Genomic DNA, 22,972 nt, shown 5'->3' with positions numbered 1-22,972 from the left:
ATTCGTAGGTTGGTTTTGCACGGGCGGTAATACTAATGCAGTATTCTGCAAGTAACTCCCATTTTACTGATCGAAGCATAATGTCTTATGGATTCAGCGCCCCTATGGTAAACTGCCCACCCTTACTTAATTTCAAACGATGTTTAAAAGCATCAACACAAATTGTAAAATTGAAGCTTTTAAACTCGTTGGCGAAGTTACAGTAAATTTTCAAAACTTCGCCCTATGGTAAACTGCTCGCCCTTGCGCCGTGTCGAGCTCTTTTTAATGAAATAAAAAAAAGATTTAGGTACTGAAAGAGGGTATCCCGCAGGATTTAGGGCTGCGTTCTGTGGCGGGGGAGTACGGTGAAGCGGCGGCGGATTTGTCTGCCGCGGTTGTCGGTGAGGGTGAGGAGGTGCTCGCCTTTGGGGGCTTGTATGTTCCATTGGTGATACGCTTGTGTTTTTCCCAAGTAGGTGCCGTCTAAGTCCCAGTAAATAATCGCATTCGGGTCTGAATGTACCGCCTCTGCGGTCATTGCGCCGAGTGAGCCTTCAATTTCTATCGGTATAAATACTTGCGCTGCCGGCTGCGGGAAGAGTATGTCAAATTCGGGTGCGGTGTTCCCTGCGCTTTTCGGCAGCCATGGCGGCAAGGGGGCGTAGGTTCTATGCTGTTTTGCGTAATAGTAGGCAATGCCCGCAGGCAGGACAAATCTGTTTTCGATTTTCGGTAAGACGGGAATGTCTGCGGCAATCGCCTGATATGCTCCGTCGGGGGTGAGGGAGACCGCTCTGCAATAGGGGCAAATAGTTCCGCTTTGCGCATCTTTCGGCTTGAGCATTTGCGTTTTTTTTTCGCAATAGATGCCGGCAAGATACCCCGAGTTTGCACAAACCTGTATGCGCTCAAAATCATCGGGATTTTTTGATTCCCAGCTGCTTGTCGGCAATATGCTGAAAAGTTCAAACATCAGCGGTGCGGCGGCGGCGGCGCTTTTTATTGCGGGGTTCCCTTCTCCGGTGGCGTTTCCCGCCCAAACGCCGACAGTGAATAAGGGCGTTACGCCGATTGACCATGCGTCTCTATTGCCGAAGCTGGTGCCCGTTTTCCATGCAATCTTTTGAGATGAGGCGTATGAGAGCCAGAGGGCTTCTTCGCCCGGCCGGTTTCCTTGTATGAGGGCTTCAAATGCAAGTCTGCATGCGCCCGAAGACAGCGGATACTGTTTGTCGGGTTGGCGGTGCATGCTTTGTAAAAGCATGGCGCGATATGCCAGCACTGCTTGGTATAGGGTGAGCTCTCCGCCTCCGAGTATGAGCGGAAGGCCGTATTCATCGGCGGTTCTGTCAAAGGTGGTAAAGCCGCAGCGTTTTAGTAAATGCAAAAATGCGGGGATTGTATAGGCTTGTAAGGCGCGCACAAAGGGAATGTTTAATGACATTGAAAGCGCTTCGCTTGCGGGAACAGCCCCGCTGTAGGCGTTACTGTTATTTTGCGGAATATAACTTCCCACGCGTGTAGGAAGGTCTATCATAAGCTGATCGGGTAAAAGCATACCGGCATCAAGTAAACCGGCAAATAAAAAAGGTTTTAATAAACTTCCCGAACTTCTTCTTGCTTGAATCATGTCCACATCAGCATTTTGCCGAGGATTTCTTGCGGCGTTGCCGATATACGCAATCGGCAGTCCTGTGGCATTATCGATAATAATGGCTGCGAGGTTTGCAACTCCTTGTTCCGCAAGTTTTTCCGCGTGGCGGCTTGTAATGGCAAGGGCGGTTGTTTGAATATGCGCATCGATTCCGCTGCTGTATTTTTCGGTTCGGTTTTTTTGCTGCTGCTTAATAAATTGCAGGTAATGGGGCGCAGCTTGCGGCAAGGGGCGGGGTGCTTCCGGCACCGGCTCCGCCAACGAAAGCTTATAGGTTTGCAAATCGATGTACTTTCTTTGATACAATCGTTTTAAAAGCATGTCCCGTTTTGCTTTCAGTTTTTCTTTTTGCAAGCCCGGTCGGACAAGCGAGGGTTGATTCGGCAGTACCGCAAGGGTGCAGGCTTCCGCCCATGTCAGCTGCTCGGGGGAACGTTCAAAATACCGCCATGAAGCGGCTTCAAGCCCCACCACATTGCCGCCATAGGGTGCATGGGCTGCATATAAATAGAGAATCGATTCTTTTGAATACATAAGTTCAAGTATGCAGGAGAGAAAAACCTCTTTTATCTTTTGCGGGAGTGTGCGCGGTGCCTGCTGCTGGGAAAGGCGCACCGTTTGCATTGTTATGGTTGAGCCGCCCGAAACAATCCGCCCTGCGCGGAAATTACTGAAAAAAGCCCTGCCGATTGCAATCGGGTCAAATCCCTGATGCAGGTAAAAAAAACTGTCCTCATACAAAATTAAGGCAATTTTATAGGATTCGGGAATTGTTTTCGGGGGAGGAAAGCGCCACTGCCCGTCATCCGCAACGGAGGCGCCGAGTAAGGCGTCTCTTTTATCGTAGAGCGTAAAGGAGTAGGGCACCGCAAAACGCGGGCAGACTGAGACAAGTAAAAAAAGAGCCGCTCCCGCAAGCGCTCCCGCAATGCTTATGGCGGTAAGCATTGAGCGGAAAGACGCCGCAAGCTGCGGTTCCTTTTTGTATTGTACAAAAGGAACCTGCCGCTTCATAGTTTATGCGGAAAACCTATTGAGCCCGCGATGCGGAAAATTTTTCTCCCGGCACAACCGCACGATACGCGGGATCATACATTGCTTCCGCATAAGCTGCCGGAACATAATACACTCCTCCGTAGGTTACGGTTCCTTCAAAGGTAAAGCTCTTAAGCTCATTCGGGTTCATATCAAAATAAGTGTAAATATGCGTGTCGCGTATGTCCTGATAATCACTTTGCGAATTCAGTTCTTTTGAGGACTTGTCATCGCCGGTGTTTTCCGCAAGGCGCTTATTGGTGTATTCCCAGCCGGTCGGTATCGGCAATACGAGGGCAACATTTTCGACTGCTTTTGCCGTGGTGTTTTTTACCCGCACCTCTACGGTAAAACGGTCGCCGTTTTTAAGCTCGTGCGGCTGTACAAACTCTTTCTGATTATTTTGATAGCTTACCCAAAGCGAAAGTCCGCTTTGAGCCGCCTTTTCTTCTCCGGGCGGCACCGAGGTTGCCGTGCTGATAGTGGCATACAAAATTGTTTTACCGGTATTTTGAATCGTAAGTGTTTGCGTATTTTTATCGCTCGCAGGCAGACTGTACAACCGAGAGGCCGCCTCTAAGCTGTCTTTGACTGTTTGCCCGTTTGTTTTAATTGTGTATGCAACCTGTTTTGATTTGTCATAGCTGTAATAGGGTGCTATAGAAATAAGAATCCATGCAATCTCCTGTGTGGAAAGCCAGCTGTTTGAGCTGCAAATTTTTGCAAGTTTCGGCACCAAGCTGAGTGCTTGGGCGTTGTCATTTACTGTTCGCAGCGTATACACTGTAAGGGCAGTGTCGCGGGTGCTTGAATCCCAAGAGCCGCCGCTGTTTCGGTAAGAGTTCGGCTCAAGCGCTACTTCCCGCATAAGCGTTTTTGCGGCGGAATCTTGCCCTGAAAGCGCATAGGCGGCGGCGAGCATTGTTTTTGCGGAAACGCTGAGATCCTTGACTTTTTTCAGCCTGTTCATTGCGCCGATATCCGCTTTTCCCGCCAAGGCAAGCGTATATAATCGATATGCCTGATCTGCGGGATTTTGCAAATAACCTACCGACCAGTTTTTTGCCTTTGCTATCTGATACTCAAGCCATGGTTGATAAATCGTATCATCAATATAATACCCCTGCCGTTTTGCCTCAATCATAAAATGTCCGGCATAGTTTGTAGCCCAGAGGCTTTCGTTCATGCCGCCCGGCCAATACGCAAAGCCGCCCGAGCGCATTTGGTAATTCGGGTAGCGGTCAATAACCGATTGCACATTGTCTTTGGTTTTCCGTATCTCTTCCTGACTCATTTGGAGCATTGAGGAAAGATAGAGTTGCGGGAATGCCCGCGATGTTATTTGCTCAAGGCAGCCGTGCGGATATTCCAAAAGGAAGGAAAGTCTTCGTTCAAGTCCGAGCGCGGGCATCTGCGAAATTTCCGCCGAAAGTTTTTTGGTGCCGGCTTCTCCGGGGCTGTCAATGTTCACCGTAACTGTTTTGCCCGGCTCCACCGAGACTAATTCTTGTGTCGTATAGGGGAAGCCGCGGGAAAGCGTTTGTATAATTGTTTGCGCGTGAGCTTTTTTTGCAATGCCCGACGCCGAGGCTTCCGCTTTTATCGTAATGCTGCCGCTTGTTTCCGGTTTTATTGTAAACAATGCGTTTGCGTTTCCGTTTGACGGCACGCTCAGTTTTTTTGTTTCCGACAGTGTCAGAATTCCTTCGGTGTTCAGTCTAACCGTTGCCTCTTTTTGACTTGCGGTGCCGTTAAATACGGTAATCGGCACATCAATTTGCTCGCCGATGCCGAGGGTGCGCGGCAGCGTGGGCATAACCATTAAATCGCTTTTTACTTTTACCGTATTTTCGGCAATGCCGTATGCGCCGTTTTTGCCGGCAACCGCCATAATGCGCACCGAGCCGATATATTGCGGCATATCGAATTCAATGTTTTTCTTTTCGTTTGCCTTTAATTCGTACGGGCCGAAAAAGAAAACAACCGGCTTAAAGCGCTCGGAGTCCTTGCCGCCTTTTCGCTCGATAAAGTCGCCGCCGCCGATTGCAAGCAGGGTTTCAAGTTTTCCGCCAAAGGCTCCGCTCACATATGAAAAAATATCCCAGGATTTGAGGGCGGAAGCTTCTTTTTGATAAAAACTATTCCAAGGATTCGGCGTGCGGTATGAGGTAAGCCCGAGTAATCCCTCATCAACAACCGCAACGGTAACCGTCATCGGCTTTCCTTTTGACTCGGAAATGGTGAAGCTTGCTTTTTGATTGGGCTCAAATTCTTTTGCCGCCTGAATAGCGGGCGAAAGACGCGTGTCGGGATTTTCCACCATAATCGGAATAATGCCGTATAATCGAATGGGCAAGCTGTTTTTTGTTTGCTGATATGCCTGCAGCAAAGACACGTGCACGTATACGTTCGGCGCCATTTCTTTTTTTAAAGGGAGTGTGAATTTATTGCTTCCCTTTACGGTTTTCATCCATTGCTGACTTAAAACCGTTCCGTTTTTTTCTACGGTAATAAGAGCCTGTGCGCCTTCTGCGGAGGTAAAGCTGATTTCGGCACTTTCGTTTGAAAGATACTGTTCTTTGCCGCTCGAAAGCATGAGCATGGCGCTTGCCCCCGAACTGCCGTCGCCGCCTCTGCTTGACCACCAGGGGGTGTCAACGTATATAACATCGGAAGTGCTGTGTCCTTGAGCGTCTTTTGCAACAATTAGATAGCGCCCCCAGTCATCTCCCGTTATTTCAAAATCCCAGACAGCCTTGCCGTTTTGCACCGGAACTTTTCCGCTTTTTACCAGTTTTGTGCTGCGGTTTGAGCGGTAGCCCGCATCGCTGTACGCATCTTTTTCCCACCACCAGCGCCATTCAAGTTTATACATTTGTATATCGAGGGAGCTTGCCGAAGTGATTGATTTACCTTCGGGATTAACAACCACAAAATCAACCGAATGCTTTTTATCGGTAAGCAGAAAATCTCTGCCATTGTCTTTATCCAACGGAATACGCAAACCCACATATTGCGGGTAGGGCGAAAGATCAAAGGTTTTATTTTCGATAGAGAATGCACCCGAAGGTTCGTAAATGCGGGTTTCAAAGATCGCTTTCAGTTTGCCCGGCGCCTCTTGTTTGGTATGTAATTGAAGTATTGCCGTTGCCGTGCCGTTTTCATCAAGTTTGCCTGACCATAACTGCTCATTTGTCGAGCCGAATTTCCGCTCGTTGTTGGTAAACACATACTGCGGAAATTGGGGGAAAGGATCGGGGTTGACAACAAACCTGCCGGTAATTTCCGTTTTTAAATTACTCGCCGTTGCGCCGTGTAGCCACTCTCCCGTAACATTAATATGGTTTTCTCCCGAAACCAGATAATCGCCTCGCGGTTTGAGCTGTACAAAAAGTCTGTTCGGCACAATTGATTCTATTTTAAGCGATTTTGTCCACGTATTTCCTCCCGCTTTTATCCGTGCAGTCCATGAACCGGTGGTATCGCTTGCACTTGTTTTGGTGTCAATACGGTAAAACCCGTCAACAGATTGAGTAAAAATTTGCCGGTCAATAATTTTGCCCATCGGGTCTTCCAAGGTGAAGGTTACCGGAAAATCCTTCGGCAGGGTTTTTTGTAAATCCTGCAAGACAAACACTAAGTGAACGGCATCGCCCGGCCGCCAAACGCCGCGCTCCCCGTATAAAAATCCTTTCACGCCTTCTTTTGCCTCAACGCCGTCTACCTGAAAATGGCTTATCGAAAGTGCGCCGTAATTCACTTTCAGCCATGCTTGGTCGCTGCCTTTTTCGGCGGTTATAAAGGCAATCTCTTTTTCGGAAGAAAGGCGCACATTTCCGTCAGAATCCGATTTTCCCTGCGCAAGCTCTTTTTGAGAATAGGAATAGGCTTTTACCGCCGCTCCCGAAACAGGTTTTCCTTCGATAAGGTCGGTAACGGTGATGTGATAGGCATCCTTGCTATCCTTTTTTGCCATCAGCCCTAAATTGGAAACCAGAATGTTTTTTGTTTTTACAATATCATCGTTATAATACAGATAAAAAGCGGGGTGACAGGGATTTTTTCGCTGCTCCCAAAATTCGTTGCGCTGTTCGTAGGTAAGCCCGGCAGTTTTCCAATACGAAGAATCATAGCTTGAGTTATCCGTTATATCATCGGAAGGGAAGGGGAGGTTTGAAAAATCTTCCGCTTTACGCTTGGGCTCATACATGCTGTGGCGTTTTGCAAAACTGATTCGAAGATTAAACATACCGTCGGGGAATTTCTTCACCAAATCTCCGATATCAAAGCCGCGGGCTACCACCCTGTTTTTCATATCGGGCTTCCACTCAAAATCGATACTGCTTTTCCACACCGGATCTCCGACGTTGCGCAGATAACTGTGCTCGTCGAAACTGTTTTCCTGTAAAAATTGCAGCATGTTAAAATTATATATTTGAAAGGCTTCAATTAGCATTCCGGTGATATTTTTGGTGTTTACCACCACCAGCGCATCCTTGCTTGAAGGAATAATTACGCCGTCATCGGCAAAAGAAATGCTTGGAATATCCCAGCCGCTTCCCAACTGAAACTGCGCCTCTTTTTTTAAGAGTTTATCGTCGACGCTTTTTATGCCGCTGCCTATTGTCAGCACCGCATCATCGGGCCATGAAATACCGGTAACGTACACGATGAGTTTATTGGAATCAATATTCCAGCGATAATTAAAGTTTGAAGCGGATGTAATTCCGATAAACTCATTTAAATTTTGACTTTTATCGATCGGGTCGCTGAAACATACCTCCGCCGTACTATCGTCGGATACAGAAAAAGAGAGAATACTGAATTGAGTTTTTGAAGGAATAATAAAGGAGGTTGAGGATTTGGTTTTTGCCCCGATGGCGGCGCCGTCCCATTCAATGTGCATTTGCTGATCTTCATCAAGCCGCTCAATATTATTTATAACAAAACTGAAACGCCGCTTGTCCTCTCCGCCCGAAACGGAAAGCGGAATATCCTTGGTTCCTTTTTTTGCAATCAGTTTTGCCTGAATCATTTTTTGCACTGTTTCGGCATCACAGTCTATGTCCGTTTGTACCGTGCCTTCAATAAGCAGCTGTGAGCTGTTCAGCGAAAAGCTCGGCGTATCGGCTGTTACAATTAAGGCAGCCGGCGCAACGCTGAAGGTTGTCATAAAACCTTCCTTATTGGCGGAAAGTCCCTTCAAAACGCCCATATCAAGGCGCAAAGAAATTTCACTTTCGGGCGTATAGGGTGCGGTCGGCATAAAACGCACGGTTGTTGCATCGACAACGCTCCATTCTCCGGTTAAACTCGGGGTAAATGAGGCCGCTTTTCCGATTTTATCGATTTGAGCCGGCGCTTCTTTAAACTGAATAAGAATCGGATCCATCCTGCCGATAAGTGCGGGGCTCATACTTGCAATCGCATCCGCAGAGTCCGCGGTAAAGTTCTCCTGTTGTTTTGAACACGCAATCAAAAGCCCGCTTACAAGCACCGCAGTGATACACGCGGCTGAAAATATGTTTTTAAGAAAATTTTTCATATCTGTCAGTATATACCCGAAAGCTTGGGAATTCAAGGAATGCAATTGGGTTTTCAATTATTTAATAAGAGCCCGACACGGCGCAACGGTGGGCAATTTACCATAGCAATGTTAAATCTGCAAGACACCTGTTAATGTTTTGATTAACCCAACAAGGAAGTTGATTACAAAACGCTATACTTTTGTAGGGTCGTTATCTTTTATCAGCCGTGCGCGTACAAGGGCGGTTTTTCCTTTTGCTTTATTGATTTGCATCATTGCCTCTTCAATCTTTCGATGTTTTACCTCTTCTTCATTGGTAAATAACGAAAGTTGTCCTTCTTCTACCGCATCCGAAACGTTCATAACGCCTAAACCAAGTAAACGTATCGGCTGCTGAGCAAGATATTTTTTTGAAAAAATACTTCGTGCCCGCAAGTATAAATCCTCCGCATCGTTTATCGGGGACCCCGTTTCTTGAATGGAAACAGTGGTAAAGTCGGCATAGCGGATTTTTACGCAAACCGTTTTACTTTGTATTTTTTCGTCAAGCACGCGGTACATAACTTCGGAAGCAAGAAAAAAAAGAACATCGCTTGCAGCCTCAATTCCGATAATATCCGTTTCAAAGGTCCTTTCCGAGCTGACAGATCTGCTTTTTACTTCTTCGTTAAATACATGGGCGGTATCACCTCGCACAGCCTTTGCAAGAAAACTGCCTGCACTGTTCCCGATAATGCGCTGCAAAGTTTTTAGCTCTGTTTTTAAAATTTTTTCTACCGTATAAATACCGGCGTCTTCGAGCCGCTGTCTTGTCTTGCTCCCTATTCCCCAGATATCTTTTAATTTGAGTTTTGCCATAAATGCCGCCTCTGCTCCAAAAGGAATAATAAGCAAACCGTCAGGCTTTGATTTATTTGAAGCGATTTTTGCAATATATTTATTTGAGGCGGCACCGACTGAAATATTTAACCCTGTTTTTTCTTTTACAGCTTTTTTTAACTGCTTTCCGGAATTTTCTGCGGGACCGAAAAGCCGCTCGGTACCGGTCATATCCAAAAAAGCTTCATCAACCGATATCTGATGCACGGCAGGACTGAACTCGCGGAGAATTGCCATTACCGCCTTTGAAACTTCATGATAGCGTTTCATACGAGTCGGAAGAAAAATCCCTTTCGGGCAAAGTTTACGTGCCTGCATGATGGGCATTGCCGAATGCACCCCGTATTTTCTCGCTTCATATGAGCAGGTTGAGACAACTCCGCGTTTACTTTGTCCGCCGATAATTACCGGCAAACCCTGATACTGTGGATTATCAAGCTGCTCAACCGATGCATAGAAAGCATCAAGGTCTACATGAAAAAAAAGCGGGCGTATCGTCATGTGGGTTCCTTTATCAAAACAGCATCTTCGGTTTTCACAATTTTAAGGAGATACGGAGCATTTTGTAAAATCGAATCGCGCATTTTTTTTGTTTGAAAAGGATCGGCTTTAGTCCACAGCGAAACACTTACCCGTATTTTTGTTATATCCTTATCTCCGGAAAATTGCACGACAAAAGGCATTGAAGGAGCAGCAACGGAAATAAACCGAGCTGTCTCTCCTTTATCTGAACGCGTAAAAGCTCTGTCCGCTTCGTATACTGCCAAGCCGTCTTCAGAATAAATATTCAGCTCAACCGCTTCTGTAGGCAAAAGAGAAGCAACGGTAACAGTGCTTATCCGCCTTTCAAGATAGTTATGAGAAGAAATCGACACAGAAACAAAATGATTTATATCATCGGAAATTGTCATCGGCTGAAAAGTTTTTTCGGATAAGGGAATCGATGTTTTAAGTTCGGTAGTAAGAACTCCGTTTTCAAGCGTTTGACAGATAATTGTATTTTCATGATTTGCCTTTAATCTATGAGAAAAAATAAAAACAAAAGTTGAAGAAACTAAAACGGCGGCGCCGATTAATGCTAAGTAGATTCTAAATAACAGCCTTTTTTTTCTAATTGCAATCGGATATAAATTAAAAAACAGTCGAATCCCGAAAAGATTGAGCGGAATCAATGCAAAAGAGAAAAATACACTGTGAAATACCATGCGTTTCCATATCACTGTGCTATTTTGAAAAGCGGATGTAATAAATGGAAAAAACATGCTGAGCATTAGAAGGAAACAAACCGCCTGAATCGGTATACGAATATTTCGATAGCTGATAAAAGAAATTAAATAAAAAGCTAAAAATATAATTGAAAGTGAAAAATTCAACGCGGAAAAAATAAAAATATTGATTAAACTCAAAGAGCTTCCAATATACCCGTACATAAAAGTGCTGCTCGGCATCGGAATGATGTTATGCACAAAAACATTCATTGCAATGAGTAAAAGAGCGGATGAAAAATAAACAAAGAAACTCAGAGCGGGTAGGGCTTCTATTCCGCTTTTAGCTCCGAATTGAAAATAAAACAAAAGCTCCGTGTATTTTAATGCAATAAAAAAGCAGAGCATGTTTGCCAAAAAATAATAGAGCGGAAGATATGAGGTTCTGATTAAGTCTTTGATGTGCCGATCGTGTTTATGTTCCGAAAGAAAACTGAACATGATAAATATAAAAAGAAAAACTGCAATAACAATTGCAATAAGAATAATCAAATGTTTTTCCGGAAAAATAACACAGTGCTTGCCGAAAGAAAGAGTCAGATAGTGTTTATCCCGATCATTGGCAAGAGTATCTTTTATCGTTTCGGGCAAGGATATTAGGGCGGAAACAATCGATGCCTCGGTTTTAATTTTTATTGCCGGAATATTATTCTCCGTATACAGCTGCAATCTTGGGTCATCAATAAGCCAATGAAGACGGCGAAGAATGGTATCAAAATCCTTATATCGCGGAACAATTGATGAGCGAACCAGTTGTGTATATACGGACTGAAACAACCACGGAGGGCACACAATCCCGTTTGCGCCACTTTCAATTTGAGGACGGACAGTGCCCGTGTCAAGCAAAATTACGGCGGGGTTTTTATACCGCGCTATTATCCGGATTAAACTTTTTGTGCCTTCCAGCGTATTCACCGGAACAAAATCAGGCAGCGGGCTTCGGTCATTTGCGGTAATGGCAATAATAACCGAAAGAGAAGGCGGAGTTTTTTCAAATTGCTGCGAAAGCGTATAGAGTTGTTTTACCGCGGATGTTTCCGTATTATTCGTTCCCAACGATGCGGTAAAAACGATCGCATTTTCGGTTTTCGGTCCAAAATAAAGAATAGTATTTTCTATCGCAAAAAAGGCTGTGTGAAAAAAAAACATAAAAAGACAAGTGAAAAAAAACTTTGTTTGTCTCATTTTACAGTTCTTTATCTTCAGGGATTCGGCCTGTTTCAAACCACTTCTCAATTCGTTTATAGGATCTGTTTATTCTGCGGATTATTGCCGCAGCTTCGCCCTGCTTTTCCACTTCAGTAATTGTATCGGGATGATATCTTTTTACCAAACGTTTCCACGACTGTTTGCAGTCGGCGAGCGGCATACCCGACGGTATTCCAAGCACGGCAAAATCTTCGACAAGTTCCGGCGGCACGGGTATGCGAATAGGCTCAGCCTTTTCTTTTGTATAATCGGTTTTAGGAGGCGGGCGACGCTCCATCGTCCCTGCGGCGGTTCTGTATTTTCCGTTTCTATTGTTATCCCATTGATAAAAGGGATCTTCATCGGAATCAAGTCTGTCTCGTAATATATCGCCAAGTTTTTCATAATAAGTATTCATCTATTTCACCTTCTTTAATCGTCAACGCTTTTATTCCGTATCGTCTGTTTTCCGAATAATATCCGAAAAAACCGCTCCGTCTCCGGCATGCACATCTCGTTGCAAAATACTGTTTATAAAAAGCTCGTAAAATTTCGGACTTTCTCCGACAGATAAGGTTTTTTCCGTTCTGAGAATTCCCATATCATTTGAGGTAATAGTGCTGCCGGCGGGCAGGTCGCGATAATAATGCAAAGAACGATTTGTTCTGCCGTAGTTTGCAGCCTCTGATTGCGCAAGTTTTTTTATTCCGCTACCGGCAATCTCTTTCAACCGAGTCTTATCATAGCCTTTTTCAATAAGAAACGTATAGCACGCATCGTTTGTACGTTTTTCGCATTGTCTTACTGCCTGTACCATCTCCGCAAACATTGCAGGTTCCAAAGCGATTTTATCATCAAGCCCGCCTTCCGCTCGTGAAAGGCAAATATGCTTTTCGATGATACAAGCACCGTGCGCAACGGAAAGAGTCGGAACCAAAACAGGGTCAAGGGAATGATCGCTTAAGCCTGTCGGCACACCGAAAATTGCCGAAAGATTTTTCACAAGCGAAAGATTATACTCGCTTTCTGGTGCAGGATACGAGGTTACACAGTGCAGCAATGCCCTTTTGCAAGGATCGGTCGCAAAGGAATCAACCGTTTGCATTGCCGCTTCGATATCCCGCAGCAAAGACACGCCGCTTGAAAGAATAATCGGGAAACCGGATTTTGCCGCCCTTTCTAAAAGCTGCAGATAATTTAATTCGGGGGATGCTATTTTAATAAAATCCGGCTTAAGAGAAATAAGCTCATTTAAAGATTTAAATCCAAAAGGAGATGCACCGAAAAGAGCTCCTTTGCTTCTAGTATAGGAAAAGCATTCTTCATAAAAAGAGAGGGGAACTTCAAGTTCCGTAAATTTATCGTATAGAGGGATCCTCCCCGACGGTAAATCCACAAACCCCGAGTCAGGATGCAGTATTTCATCCGCATATACAATCTGGAATTTTACCGCATCTGCACCGCTTTGCACCGCCGCATCAATAAGCTTTTTTGCCCTTTCAATACTGCCTTCATGCCCCGTTCCGATTTCCGCAATAATCAACACGGAATTTGAAGAAAACACCCTGTTTCCGCACATAAAAGAATTCATATGTTCTTCATTATACGGCATACAAGCGGTTTTGTATAGGTTAGGGTAGAGCTTGCCCTCGACAAGAGCCCCAAGAATAAAAATCATACATTCATGGGCGTTGCGGTTTAAGCTTTACAAACGGTCGTGCTTTAAAACAATCGTTTTGCGCAGAATACACCTGCCGCGTGAGGGATTGGAGCAATAGTCGCCGTGTTTTTCAAAACCGGCGGCTAAACAAAATTGCGGCGCCAAAATAGCCGCAATTTTGGTCGGAGGCGATAGCCGAAGTTGCGGAAAGCCCGCCCCTCCGTGCGGCGTTACCCAGAAAAGTAAAAACGCCGCACGGAGGGGCACGCCCTGATAACGCACTGTCATGCCGAGATACCGCCAAATTTTTTCTCCGTATTGTAAAAAAATGATGAATACTTTATACTTTGCTCTCATTTGATGTTGAGTGAGGAGTTATACATGAGTACTTATCCGTTTCGGACATTAGAGGCTAAGTGGCAAAAATACTGGGAAACAAAAAAAACGTTTCAGGTAACCGAGGACAATTCTTTTCCAAAAGATAAAAGAGCGTACGTGCTTGATATGTTCCCCTATCCTTCGGGCGAGGGTTTGCATGTGGGGCATCCGGAAGGGTATACCGCGACAGATATTTATTGCCGCTATTTACGCATGAACGGATATAATGTGCTGCATCCGATGGGGTTTGATTCGTTCGGACTTCCGGCGGAAAACTATGCAATTAAAACGGGCACGCATCCTAAAGTTACTACTAATAAAAATATTGATAATTTTCGCCGGCAGATTAAATCATTCGGGTTTTCTTATGATTGGGATCGCGAAATATCTACCAGCGATGAATCGTATTACCATTGGACGCAATGGATTTTTCTTCAATTATATAAGAGAGGGTTGGCGTACGAGGCGGAAACGCCGATTAATTGGTGCCCGAGCTGTTTAACGGGGCTTGCAAATGAGGAAGTAAAAGACGGACACTGCGACCGCTGCGGCACGCAGGTGGTGCGGAAAAATATCCGCCAGTGGATTTTGCGGATTACCGCTTATGCGGAGCGGTTGCTTGAAGATTTGGAGGGTCTTGATTGGCCCGATTCAATTAAACAGATGCAGCGGAACTGGATAGGCAAAAGCACCGGTGCGGAAGTTGATTTTTTTATTGCAGACTCCGAAGGAAATAAAACCGATCAAAAGATTCGTATTTATACAACCCGCCCCGACACCTTATACGGTGCTACCTATATGGTGTTAGCGCCCGAACATGGGCTTGTTGCGAAAATCACCACCGCCGATCAAAAAAAGGCGGTAGAAGCGTATATCGAAACTGCGGCTAAAAAAAGCGATCTTGAGCGAACCGATTTGGCAAAGGATAAAACCGGTGTTTTTACTGGTGCTTATGCGATTAATCCGCTTACCAATACAAAAATACCGGTGTGGATTTCCGACTATATTCTTATTTCATACGGAACAGGCGCGATTATGGCGGTTCCGGGGCACGATGAGCGCGACTGGGAATTTGCGGAAAAGTTTCACTTGCCGAAAATACAAGTGGTTGCAAGCAAGGAAGAATGGGCTGCAAAAGGTGCCGGCGGAGATTATTCGGCGGAACCGAAAGAATGCACCGCTGCGGACGGTTTTTCGGTAAACTCAGGCTCATTTAGCGGCTTACCGACTGCCGAAGCAATAAAAAAGATCACCGAGTATTTGCATGAGCACGGAATCGGAGAAAAGGCAACCAATTATAAGCTGCGCGATTGGGTGTTCAGCAGGCAGCGCTATTGGGGCGAACCGATACCGATTGTACACTGCCCGCATTGCGGCATTGTCTCTTTAAATGAAAAAGACTTACCCCTTACGCTGCCTCAGGTGGAAAGTTACCAGCCGACCGGCACCGGCGAAAGTCCGCTTGCCGGCATTACCGACTGGGTAAACACATCCTGCCCCAAATGCGGTGCGGCGGCAAAACGGGAAACAAACACCATGCCGCAGTGGGCGGGTTCCTGCTGGTATTATCTGCGGTATCTTGATCCGAAAAATACAAAAGAATTCTGTTCCAAAGAAAAAGAAGCCTACTGGATGCCGGTAGACCTCTATGTGGGCGGAGCGGAACATGCGGTACTCCATCTTTTATATGCGCGTTTTTGGCATAAAGTACTCTATGACCTCGGCTTGGTACACACCAAAGAGCCTTTTCAGCGCTTAATCAATCAGGGAATGATCACCTCGTATGCGTATCAGCGTAAAAACAAAACCCTTGTGCCGATCGACGAAGTTCGCCGCCTCTCCGATACCGAGTTTGAAGAAATAGGCTCAGGCGAAAAGCTTACCAGAGTTATTGCAAAAATGTCTAAGAGCTTGAAAAACGTTATCAACCCCGATGACATGATCAAAGAGTACGGGGCGGACTCGTGCAGAATGTACGAAATGTTTATGGGGCCGCTTGAAATGTCAAAACCCTGGAGCACGCAGGGACTGATCGGCATATACCGCTTTTTGGAAAAAGTCTGGGCGCTCTCCGAAAAGCCCCTTACCGACCAAGCGGGCAGCGATGCGCTGATAAAACTCCTACATAAAACAATCAAAAAAGTGGGAGAAGACACGGCAAGCCTCAACTTTAATACGGCAATCAGCCAAATGATGATATGTATCAATGAGCTGAACAAACAAGACAGCCTTCCCCGCACCTTGTGGGAAAATTTTGTCAAACTGCTTGCTCCCTATGCGCCGCATTTGGCGGAAGAGCTTTGGGAAAAACTCGGGTACACAAACAGCATCGCACATGAATCCTGGCCTGTATATGATGAAAAACTTTGTATCGACAGTGTTTGCACCATAGTTGTGCAAATAAACGGCAAATTACGGGATAAATTCGAAACCCCGATTGACACCGATAAATCCGACCTCGAAGCGCAGGCGCTTAACACCGAAGGCGCAAAACGCTTTATCGCCAATAAAACGGTAAAAAAAATTATCGTTGTCCCGAACAAACTGGTAAATATTGTGGTTGCATAAGAAGGTAAAACAACGGGGCGTTGCGGTTTGAACTTGGTACCAAACCGGCTTTGCCGGAAAGCAATACCGGTACAAACCGCCGGCGTACTGCGGGCTCCGCTTGCGCTGCGGCTATTTTGCGGCAGAAATTACTGCCGCAAAATGATCCGGCTCGCATTTTTGAAAAAATGCTTCGCCGCCCTCCGTATGCCTAACGCTGCGCTTCCATGTTTCTATATGAGATAGTGCAAAAACGTACGTTTACCCGTAAAAGCGGCAAACTAAAAAAAGTATAAAATTTAAAACCCCTTTGACCTTTACAGTAAATTGTATCAACCGTTATGTTTTTAATTGACTTATTTCTTATTTTGACTATACTCTAGCAATACATTTTGGGGGTGTTTATGATTAAACTGGCAACAATTGCCGGATCCGATGCTTCGGGCGGAGCGGGACTGGAAGCAGACCTTAAAACATTTCAGGAATATGGCGGATACGGAATGGCGGCTATTACGGTAATCGCCACAATGAATCCGAATGCGGAATGGGAACATGCAGTGTTTCCGATTGACGAGCAATGCCTCAGATCTCAATTGGAAACAATTTTTAACGGCGTCGGGGTTGATGCGGTAAAAACAGGTATGTTGGGAACTCCTTATGCGGTACATCTTACCGCCGAATATCTCAACAAATATAAAATTAAAAACTTTGTACTTGATCCGGTGATGGTTTGTAAAGGAGCCGACCTTGCCCTTAATCCCGAATTAAATGAACTTATTGTTCAAAAACTTTTGCCGATTGCAAAAATAATTATGCCGAATTTGTTTGAAGCGGGACAAATCGCAAAAGTACCTACACCGAAGACTATTGAAGAAATGCAGGAAGCTGCAAAAATTATCCATGATATGGGCTGTCCCTTTGTTTTTATCAAAGGAGGCGCACACTTGCAAGGGCAAAGCTCGGCGGTTGATGTTTTTTATGACGGTACTGAATTTCACAAAGTAGAAGCGGAGCTTATTCAAACAACATGGACGCACGGGGCGGGCTGCACAACGGCGGCGGCAGTTACTGCGGGACTCGGTGCAGGACTTGCTCCGTATGATGCCGTATTGCGGGCAAAAAAATTTATTACTCTAAGTTTGCGTAACGGATTTGAAATGAACCGATGGGGAGGAGCAGGGAATCCTTCCGCATGGCGCAAGCCTTTCAATTAAAACTATGGCACTAATAACCGTTAAAAATTTAACATATGGATATTCCGAAGCAACAAACATAAAAGCAATCTCCGATGTAAATTTCACTATTGAGCGGGGAGAATACATTGTGCTTGCAGGGAAAAACGGTTCGGGAAAAAGCACCCTCGCCGCATGTCTTGCCGGACTTATTGAACCTGTTGCCGGCAGTATTGCTTTGGAGCAATCGCTTATAAAGGCTGAAAAAAATAATCCTAATTCAGAATATACGGTTCCGATAGCACTTATCTTTCAGAATCCCAATAATCAAATAATTGCTGAAACGCCTGAATTGGATATCGCATTCGGGTTAGAAAATCTTGGTGTTGCAACTAAAGAAATGCACAAAAAAGTAGCTTGCATGATTGAGTACTGCAAGCTGAAAAATCTTTTTGATGCGGAAATAGAAGATTTAAGCACTGCTGAAAAACAGCGACTTGTTTTCGGAAATGCACGAATTTTACAGCCGGCGCTGCTTGTCGCGGACGAACCCTCTGCAATGCTCAGCTCCAAAGAGCAGGAAATCTTAAAAAGTTTTTTAACCGATTTTCATCAAGCGGGCGGGACTCTTATTCTGATAAGCCACAATATTGACGAAATCAAAAATGCAGAGCGCGTTTTGGTGATGAATCAATCAAAACTTGTTTTTGACGGCAAACCGGATGAGCTTTTACAAAAAGAGTCTGAGGTTTTAGAAGAGTGGGGGATTATCGCAAAGCCTTTACAAAAACTCCAAGATTCTTCCGCCGAACGCAAAACTTTTTGCTCCTTTACAGATGCAAGCTTCGGGCATGTCGATAATTTTTCCGCAGAGATCCAAAGCGGTGCAATTACGGCGGTTTGCGGTGAATCGGGAATTGGAAAAACGCAATTACTTGAAATCATTGCGCATATTCAATCTTTATCAAAAGGTTCTTGCCAAATTCACAATGAGGCGACAATGGCTTTTGCCGTGCAGGAAACCGAAGCCGCATTATTTGAGGAATTCGTAGTTGATGATATCGCGTATACGCTAAAAATTGCCGGAGTTCCCAATGAGGAGATTCTAAAAAAAGTTGAATCCGCAATGAATCTTGTCGGCTTATCGTATGATGTTTTTAAAGACAGAAAAACATTCTCTCTTTCAGGCGGCGAAAAACGAAAAGCCGCGCTTGCGGGAATTTTTATAGCCGACCCCGATGTTGTCTTGATGGATAATCCCTGTGCGGGACTTGATATAAAAAGCAGAGGAGAATTACTATCTTCTGTCATGGAACTAAAAGCAAGAGGAAAAACTGTGGTGTTTACCACCAATAATCCGGAAGAAATTGCAATCGCAGACTTTTGCCTAAATTTAAATGACTATCGGGCGGATTTAACACAAACCGTGAAGGAAGCTGCTCATCAAAATTTTTCAAAACAGCAGGATATTGATCCACAAATTGCGGGGATTAAAAAAAGACTTGATACAATGGCTGAAATAAAAAAAATAAGAAGAGAGGTAAAAAATTCCGATACTTTAGCACGGCATTTTTTTACCATACATCCTCTTATCAAATTTTTAATAACCCTTTGTTTTATTGTTGCAACTCTTGCCGCAAATCAAAATGGTATTATTGTGATTATTATAGCAGCCCTTGCCTTTGCGTTTTTTTGCTCTTATCCGATTATGCGCTTAATCAAAGGTATTGCAAAAATATTTTTATGGCTTGCAATTATTGCGGCTCTCCAATATTTATTACTACGAGATTTGCAGTCCGTCATTTTATTTTTGCTTCGCTTTTTTGCTTTGTATATTCCTTTAGTTCTTTACACCTTTATTAATACCCCTACGGAAATAATGCATGCAATCGAGGATTTTTTGTTTCCGCTCAAAGCACTTGGTATTCCCGTACGAAATATTTCTTTTATTTTTGCAATTATTTTTAGATTCATCGATATTTTACGGGAAGAAGCTTTTAAAATCAGTATTGCTCGGCTTATCAGAAGGGGATTAGGAAAATCTCAACAAAAAAAAGGAAATCGACTTCTTGCGCTTGTGTCGCTTTTTGTGCCGTTGATTTTAAGAACACTTATACGAGCGGATGCGTTAAGTCAAGCAGTAAAACTGCGGTATTATTCGCCAACAGGAAACACTCGTTATCAAAAATACCGAATAAACCTTTTTTCACTTTTACTCCTTGCGCTGTTCTTTTCCGCAACCGCCTACATTTGTTTTTTTTAGTAAAGCGATCGCTGCTATAAACGCAAAAGTTTGAGCAGAAACGTATATCCACAGTGTTGAAAAAATCTATTTATAACCTCATACCGGCAATTTTCAGAGGTTTTTGTTAAGTTAGTGCTACCGATTCTATAATTAATTCCCTGCATAATAATCAGAGCATTGACAAGGGTGTTATTTTGATAACGGATCAATTTATCAAAAACGCTACACTATTTGAGCATGGTACTCGGGTTGATTGTTGCGCCGTTTTTGTAGATAGTAAAATGAAGGTGCGGACCTGTTGTTCGTCCGGTATTTCCCACGGATCCTATCCGAGTGGATGTGTCAACCCAGCGCCCCGAAGAAACCGAAATTGTTTGCATATGCCCGTAAAGAGTCTGATACCCTGAATGATGGCGGATAATGACATAGTTGCCGTATACTGTGCTATATCCCGTTGCTATCACTTTTCCTTCCAAAGCAGGATACACAGGAGTTCCGCGTCGGCTCACCATGTCCAACCCGTTATGAAAGCTGCGTGTTCCGGTAAAAGGGTCATTACGCCATCCGTAGCGGGACGAAATATAATATCCGCCGCGCAGGGGTTTTCGAAAAAGGTCGCCGTTAATTTCCTGTAAGGTGACCCAGTTCAGTTTTGCATCGGGCAAGAAAATAACCGATGAGGGCGTAATCACATTATCCGTAACATTATTCACTAAAGCAAGTTTTTCCAAAGAAATCTGATATGTGTCGGCAATTTTTTCAGGAGTATCATTTTCCTGAACTGTATAAATAATGCCGTCTATTGAAGGAATCTTTAATAGCTGCCCTATCTGTAACGCTCGTGTGTTACGCAGTTTGTTTACGCTAATAATAGCATCTTGACTTATCCCGTATTTTGACGCAATAGTTCCCACCATATCGCCTTGCTGCACCTCATACACTGTATAGTATAAATCAGGTAAATCAATTGTTTTTTCTTGAGTATCAGGACGTTCGGTAGGTAAATGCAAGTCTCCGCCACCCTTTCCTTCAATTTCATCAACCGGATTTTGCGAAGTTTCTTTTATAATAGAAGTAAAGCAAAAAAGTGAACCTAATATTAAAACTGTGATAATGACAGGATAATAGCTATTTTTCTTCATAACGTAATCAGTATCGGATGATACCTATGAATATATTATATACCTAAATAAGGAAAATTTTCAAGCAGCCAACGGAGAAAAAACTGTATTATTATATTTTGCGGAAATATACAGCCACGGTGAGGGGAGGAACGTTTCGATATGCATATAGTAAAGCACTACCATAATATTTTGTAATTAACTTCCTGTTATAAAAATCGGGGTATCAACAATAAGGGGCTGCGGATTTAAGCATTCCTATGGTAAATTGCCCACCGTTGCAAAATTCCAAACGATGTTTTGCCTGACACCTTATTGCAAACAGGCAAAACTCGTAGGCGAACCAAAGGTAGCAATTCGAAGGGTTCGCCCTTGCGCCGTGTCGAACACTTTTTATAATAAAAGCTTTTAAAACTCGCAAGGTTTAGTTTTTGACAAGGACGTCAAAACTCAGAACCGCCACGGATGGCGGTGGTTCCAAACAGAAGCGACGTTTTAAAGCAAAGCAATTTGCAAAGCTTTAAAACTCGCAGGTTTAGTTTTGACTACTAAAAAGGAAGAGATTTTAGAGAACAAGCGTTTTTTAGCACTTGTTTTTGTGTTCTTTTACTACAATTTTTACTACAGTTTGATTATAAAAATAATCGCTACTGTTTCAATGAAAATCTATACTCATAATACCACTTAATGTGTTTTTGTCAAGCGAAAAAATAAAAAAACTTTGGAAAAAACAGATTTTATACGGTTTTTTGCATCTTTTTTTACTGCAAAGAACATAAGTTCCCTTTTCTGTCCTTTTTTGGAAGAAATAAGAAAGAGAATAGTATTTAATTTTTTACTGGGCTTTACGCAAGCTCGTCTATCAACTCGGCAGCCGCTATTTTTTTTCGTTGCATTGCCGGCGTTACATGATTGGCATAATGGTATACTAAGTCAATGCTATCGTGCCGAGTTAGATACTGCAATTCAGAATCGGAATAACCGGCATCGCGCAACATGGACGCATACGTATGCCTGTAACTGTGAAGTGTAAGATTCTTACGCGTAATTCCAAGTTTTTTCATAGCAATTTGAAAATCACGATTGACGATTGCATAAGACAGCGGTTTGCTTTTACCGAATTTCGGCGAATAAAAAATAAACGCTTCGGGGTCATCCTTGAACGGACTTTGTTCAATACAGTGTATAAGCTTTTCACCAAGTTTCTTTGTTATCGGCACAACATCTTCCCGCTTTGTTTTTGTCGGCCCTAACGCATGCTCTCTAAAGTCATAATTGCTGCCGATAAAAAGCTCATATCCGTTTAAGGTTTGGCGGAAATCTTTTATTTGTAATGCAAGAATTTCGCCAATGCGGCAGCCGGTTTTAAACAAAAGCTCATTAATAAGCGCATACCGCTCATTATTAAAAACATTCTCACGCTCATCAAAAATTCTTTTAAGTTCAGAATTAGTAAAAATTTCTTTTTTCTTATTTTTCTTTGAGAACCGCGTAATTTTGCTGGTTATCAAATGCGAAATGACATCATTTTCGTACGCAAACTTGAGTGCTTGACAAATACTGCTAACCAAAGCGCACATTGAAGAATCCGCAAGATTTCCGGTATTTTTTATCGCTCCTAAAATACTATTAATCTCATCCGCTTCAATATCTGCAAGCAGTGTGTTACTAAAAAAACGCTCATAGAGCCTGAATGTCAAAAACATATTTCTAAATCGCGGCCGCATCGGCAGAGACTTGCCACGTTGTTGTAATTGCGTAATATACGGACTTTTGTCGTAATCAAAAAAATTAAACAGATAGTCCTTAAAAGTAACCCCATCAAACTTCTCACCGGGCTCTCTCATTTCTGCGCTTTTTTCTTCAATGCTTTCTATTGCGCGTATTTGGTTTTGTATCGATTTTTTATCTTCTCCCTTTATTGCAGCATCAACAAAAAACTTGCTCAATGTTTCGCTCACTGTTTGATCAATTGTTTGCGAAAGAGAAGCAATAAGTTTTTCATCATGTTGAATATCGATAGGCACCGCTTTTTGCAATGCTCGATGCGTTGCATTTTCAACGGCAAGTTCTATTATACCGATTTTATCGTCTTTTTGCTTGATATTAAAAAAACTGTCTTGATTGTAGTACCATTGATGTATTATCTTCTCAGCTTTAGCAGGGTCTCGCGTTCGGGTACTTTTTGCCGTCATCTTTTTACCGGTTATTTTATTAATGAATTGTACATAGATAAATCCATTGCGTAGATACGTATACCATTCCTTCCTCATTTTTTCCTCCGTGAAAAAGCATCTACCCACCCTAATCTGTATATCG

At 43.7% G+C, this 22,972-nt stretch carries 12 protein-coding genes; 3 read left to right on the top strand and 9 right to left on the bottom strand.

Features of this window, described 5'->3' with window-relative positions; genetic code table 11:
* Positions 1-316 precede the first annotated feature (316 nt).
* From pbpC to FUT79_RS08480, 7 genes are all read right to left on the bottom strand, one after another.
* Positions 317-2,650, bottom strand: coding sequence for a penicillin-binding protein 1C (gene pbpC / locus FUT79_RS08510; RefSeq protein WP_148889520.1), 2,334 nt, complete (start codon positions 2,648-2,650; stop codon positions 317-319).
* A gap of 16 nt (positions 2,651-2,666) precedes the next feature.
* Complete coding sequence (locus tag FUT79_RS08505; RefSeq protein ID WP_148889518.1) at positions 2,667-8,216, bottom strand: alpha-2-macroglobulin family protein; 5,550 nt, start codon at positions 8,214-8,216, stop codon at positions 2,667-2,669.
* Positions 8,217-8,390: 174 nt separating this feature from the next.
* On the bottom strand, positions 8,391-9,578 hold the full coding sequence (gene dinB, locus FUT79_RS08500; protein WP_002700547.1) for a DNA polymerase IV: 1,188 nt from the start codon (positions 9,576-9,578) through the stop codon (positions 8,391-8,393).
* Positions 9,575-11,527 carry a hypothetical protein gene (locus FUT79_RS08495; RefSeq protein ID WP_024752405.1) on the bottom strand — a complete coding sequence of 651 codons (1,953 nt, stop codon included), beginning with the start codon at positions 11,525-11,527 and terminating at the stop codon, positions 9,575-9,577. The genes dinB and FUT79_RS08495 overlap by 4 nt, the downstream gene beginning before the upstream one ends.
* 1 nt (position 11,528) lies before the next feature.
* A complete protein-coding gene (locus tag FUT79_RS08490) occupies positions 11,529-11,948 on the bottom strand; it encodes a J domain-containing protein (RefSeq protein ID WP_002700544.1) in 420 nt (139 codons plus the stop codon).
* A 30-nt stretch (positions 11,949-11,978) separates the two neighbouring features.
* Positions 11,979-13,121, bottom strand: coding sequence for an N-acetylneuraminate synthase family protein (locus FUT79_RS08485; RefSeq protein ID WP_024752406.1), 1,143 nt, complete (start codon positions 13,119-13,121; stop codon positions 11,979-11,981).
* Between the two features lie 114 nt (positions 13,122-13,235).
* A complete protein-coding gene (locus FUT79_RS08480) occupies positions 13,236-13,478 on the bottom strand; it encodes a hypothetical protein (RefSeq protein ID WP_148883945.1) in 243 nt (80 codons plus the stop codon).
* A gap of 93 nt (positions 13,479-13,571) precedes the next feature.
* Here FUT79_RS08480 and leuS point away from each other — a divergent pair, with 93 nt between their 5' ends.
* From leuS to FUT79_RS08465, 3 genes are all read left to right on the top strand, one after another.
* Positions 13,572-16,136, top strand: a complete 2,565-nt coding sequence (gene leuS / locus FUT79_RS08475) for a leucine--tRNA ligase (RefSeq protein WP_044634964.1) — start codon at positions 13,572-13,574, stop codon at positions 16,134-16,136.
* Positions 16,137-16,519: 383 nt separating this feature from the next.
* A complete protein-coding gene (gene thiD / locus FUT79_RS08470) occupies positions 16,520-17,329 on the top strand; it encodes a bifunctional hydroxymethylpyrimidine kinase/phosphomethylpyrimidine kinase (RefSeq protein ID WP_024752409.1) in 810 nt (269 codons plus the stop codon).
* 4 nt (positions 17,330-17,333) lie between these two features.
* Positions 17,334-19,550: an ATP-binding cassette domain-containing protein gene (locus FUT79_RS08465; protein WP_044634965.1), complete on the top strand. Its 2,217-nt coding sequence runs from the start codon at positions 17,334-17,336 to the stop codon at positions 19,548-19,550.
* Between the two features lie 209 nt (positions 19,551-19,759).
* On the opposite strand, the gene FUT79_RS08460 is transcribed toward FUT79_RS08465, so the two are convergent.
* Both FUT79_RS08460 and FUT79_RS08455 read right to left on the bottom strand, forming a co-directional pair.
* A complete protein-coding gene (locus tag FUT79_RS08460; RefSeq protein WP_024752411.1) occupies positions 19,760-20,674 on the bottom strand; it encodes a M23 family metallopeptidase in 915 nt (304 codons plus the stop codon).
* An 824-nt stretch (positions 20,675-21,498) separates the two neighbouring features.
* On the bottom strand, positions 21,499-22,926 hold the full coding sequence (locus tag FUT79_RS08455; RefSeq protein WP_148889514.1) for a tyrosine-type recombinase/integrase: 1,428 nt from the start codon (positions 22,924-22,926) through the stop codon (positions 21,499-21,501).
* Between the last annotated feature and the right edge of the window lie 46 nt (positions 22,927-22,972).

The sequence above is a fragment of the Treponema phagedenis genome, assembly GCF_008153345.1.
Taxonomy (GTDB): domain Bacteria; phylum Spirochaetota; class Spirochaetia; order Treponematales; family Treponemataceae; genus Treponema; species Treponema phagedenis.
Note: the sequence above shows the minus strand (reverse complement) of the source record. Positions and strands in the feature narration are given on the sequence as shown.

Bases quoted from the DNA above. Each gene is read 5' to 3' on its own strand.
- FUT79_RS08460 (WP_024752411.1), bottom strand. From the start codon at position 20,674: ATGAAGAAAAATAGCTATTATCCTGTCATTATCACAGTTTTAATATTA.
- FUT79_RS08495 (WP_024752405.1), bottom strand. From the start codon at position 11,527: ATGAGACAAACAAAGTTTTTTTTCACTTGTCTTTTTATGTTTTTTTTT.
- FUT79_RS08490 (WP_002700544.1), bottom strand. From the start codon at position 11,948: ATGAATACTTATTATGAAAAACTTGGCGATATATTACGAGACAGACTT.
- thiD (WP_024752409.1), top strand. From the start codon at position 16,520: ATGATTAAACTGGCAACAATTGCCGGATCCGATGCTTCGGGCGGAGCG.
- FUT79_RS08485 (WP_024752406.1), bottom strand. From the start codon at position 13,121: ATGAATTCTTTTATGTGCGGAAACAGGGTGTTTTCTTCAAATTCCGTG.
- leuS (WP_044634964.1), top strand. From the start codon at position 13,572: ATGAGTACTTATCCGTTTCGGACATTAGAGGCTAAGTGGCAAAAATAC.
- FUT79_RS08505 (WP_148889518.1), bottom strand. From the start codon at position 8,216: ATGAAAAATTTTCTTAAAAACATATTTTCAGCCGCGTGTATCACTGCG.
- pbpC (WP_148889520.1), bottom strand. From the start codon at position 2,650: ATGAAGCGGCAGGTTCCTTTTGTACAATACAAAAAGGAACCGCAGCTT.
- FUT79_RS08465 (WP_044634965.1), top strand. From the start codon at position 17,334: ATGGCACTAATAACCGTTAAAAATTTAACATATGGATATTCCGAAGCA.
- FUT79_RS08455 (WP_148889514.1), bottom strand. From the start codon at position 22,926: ATGAGGAAGGAATGGTATACGTATCTACGCAATGGATTTATCTATGTA.
- FUT79_RS08480 (WP_148883945.1), bottom strand. From the start codon at position 13,478: ATGACAGTGCGTTATCAGGGCGTGCCCCTCCGTGCGGCGTTTTTACTT.
- dinB (WP_002700547.1), bottom strand. From the start codon at position 9,578: ATGACGATACGCCCGCTTTTTTTTCATGTAGACCTTGATGCTTTCTAT.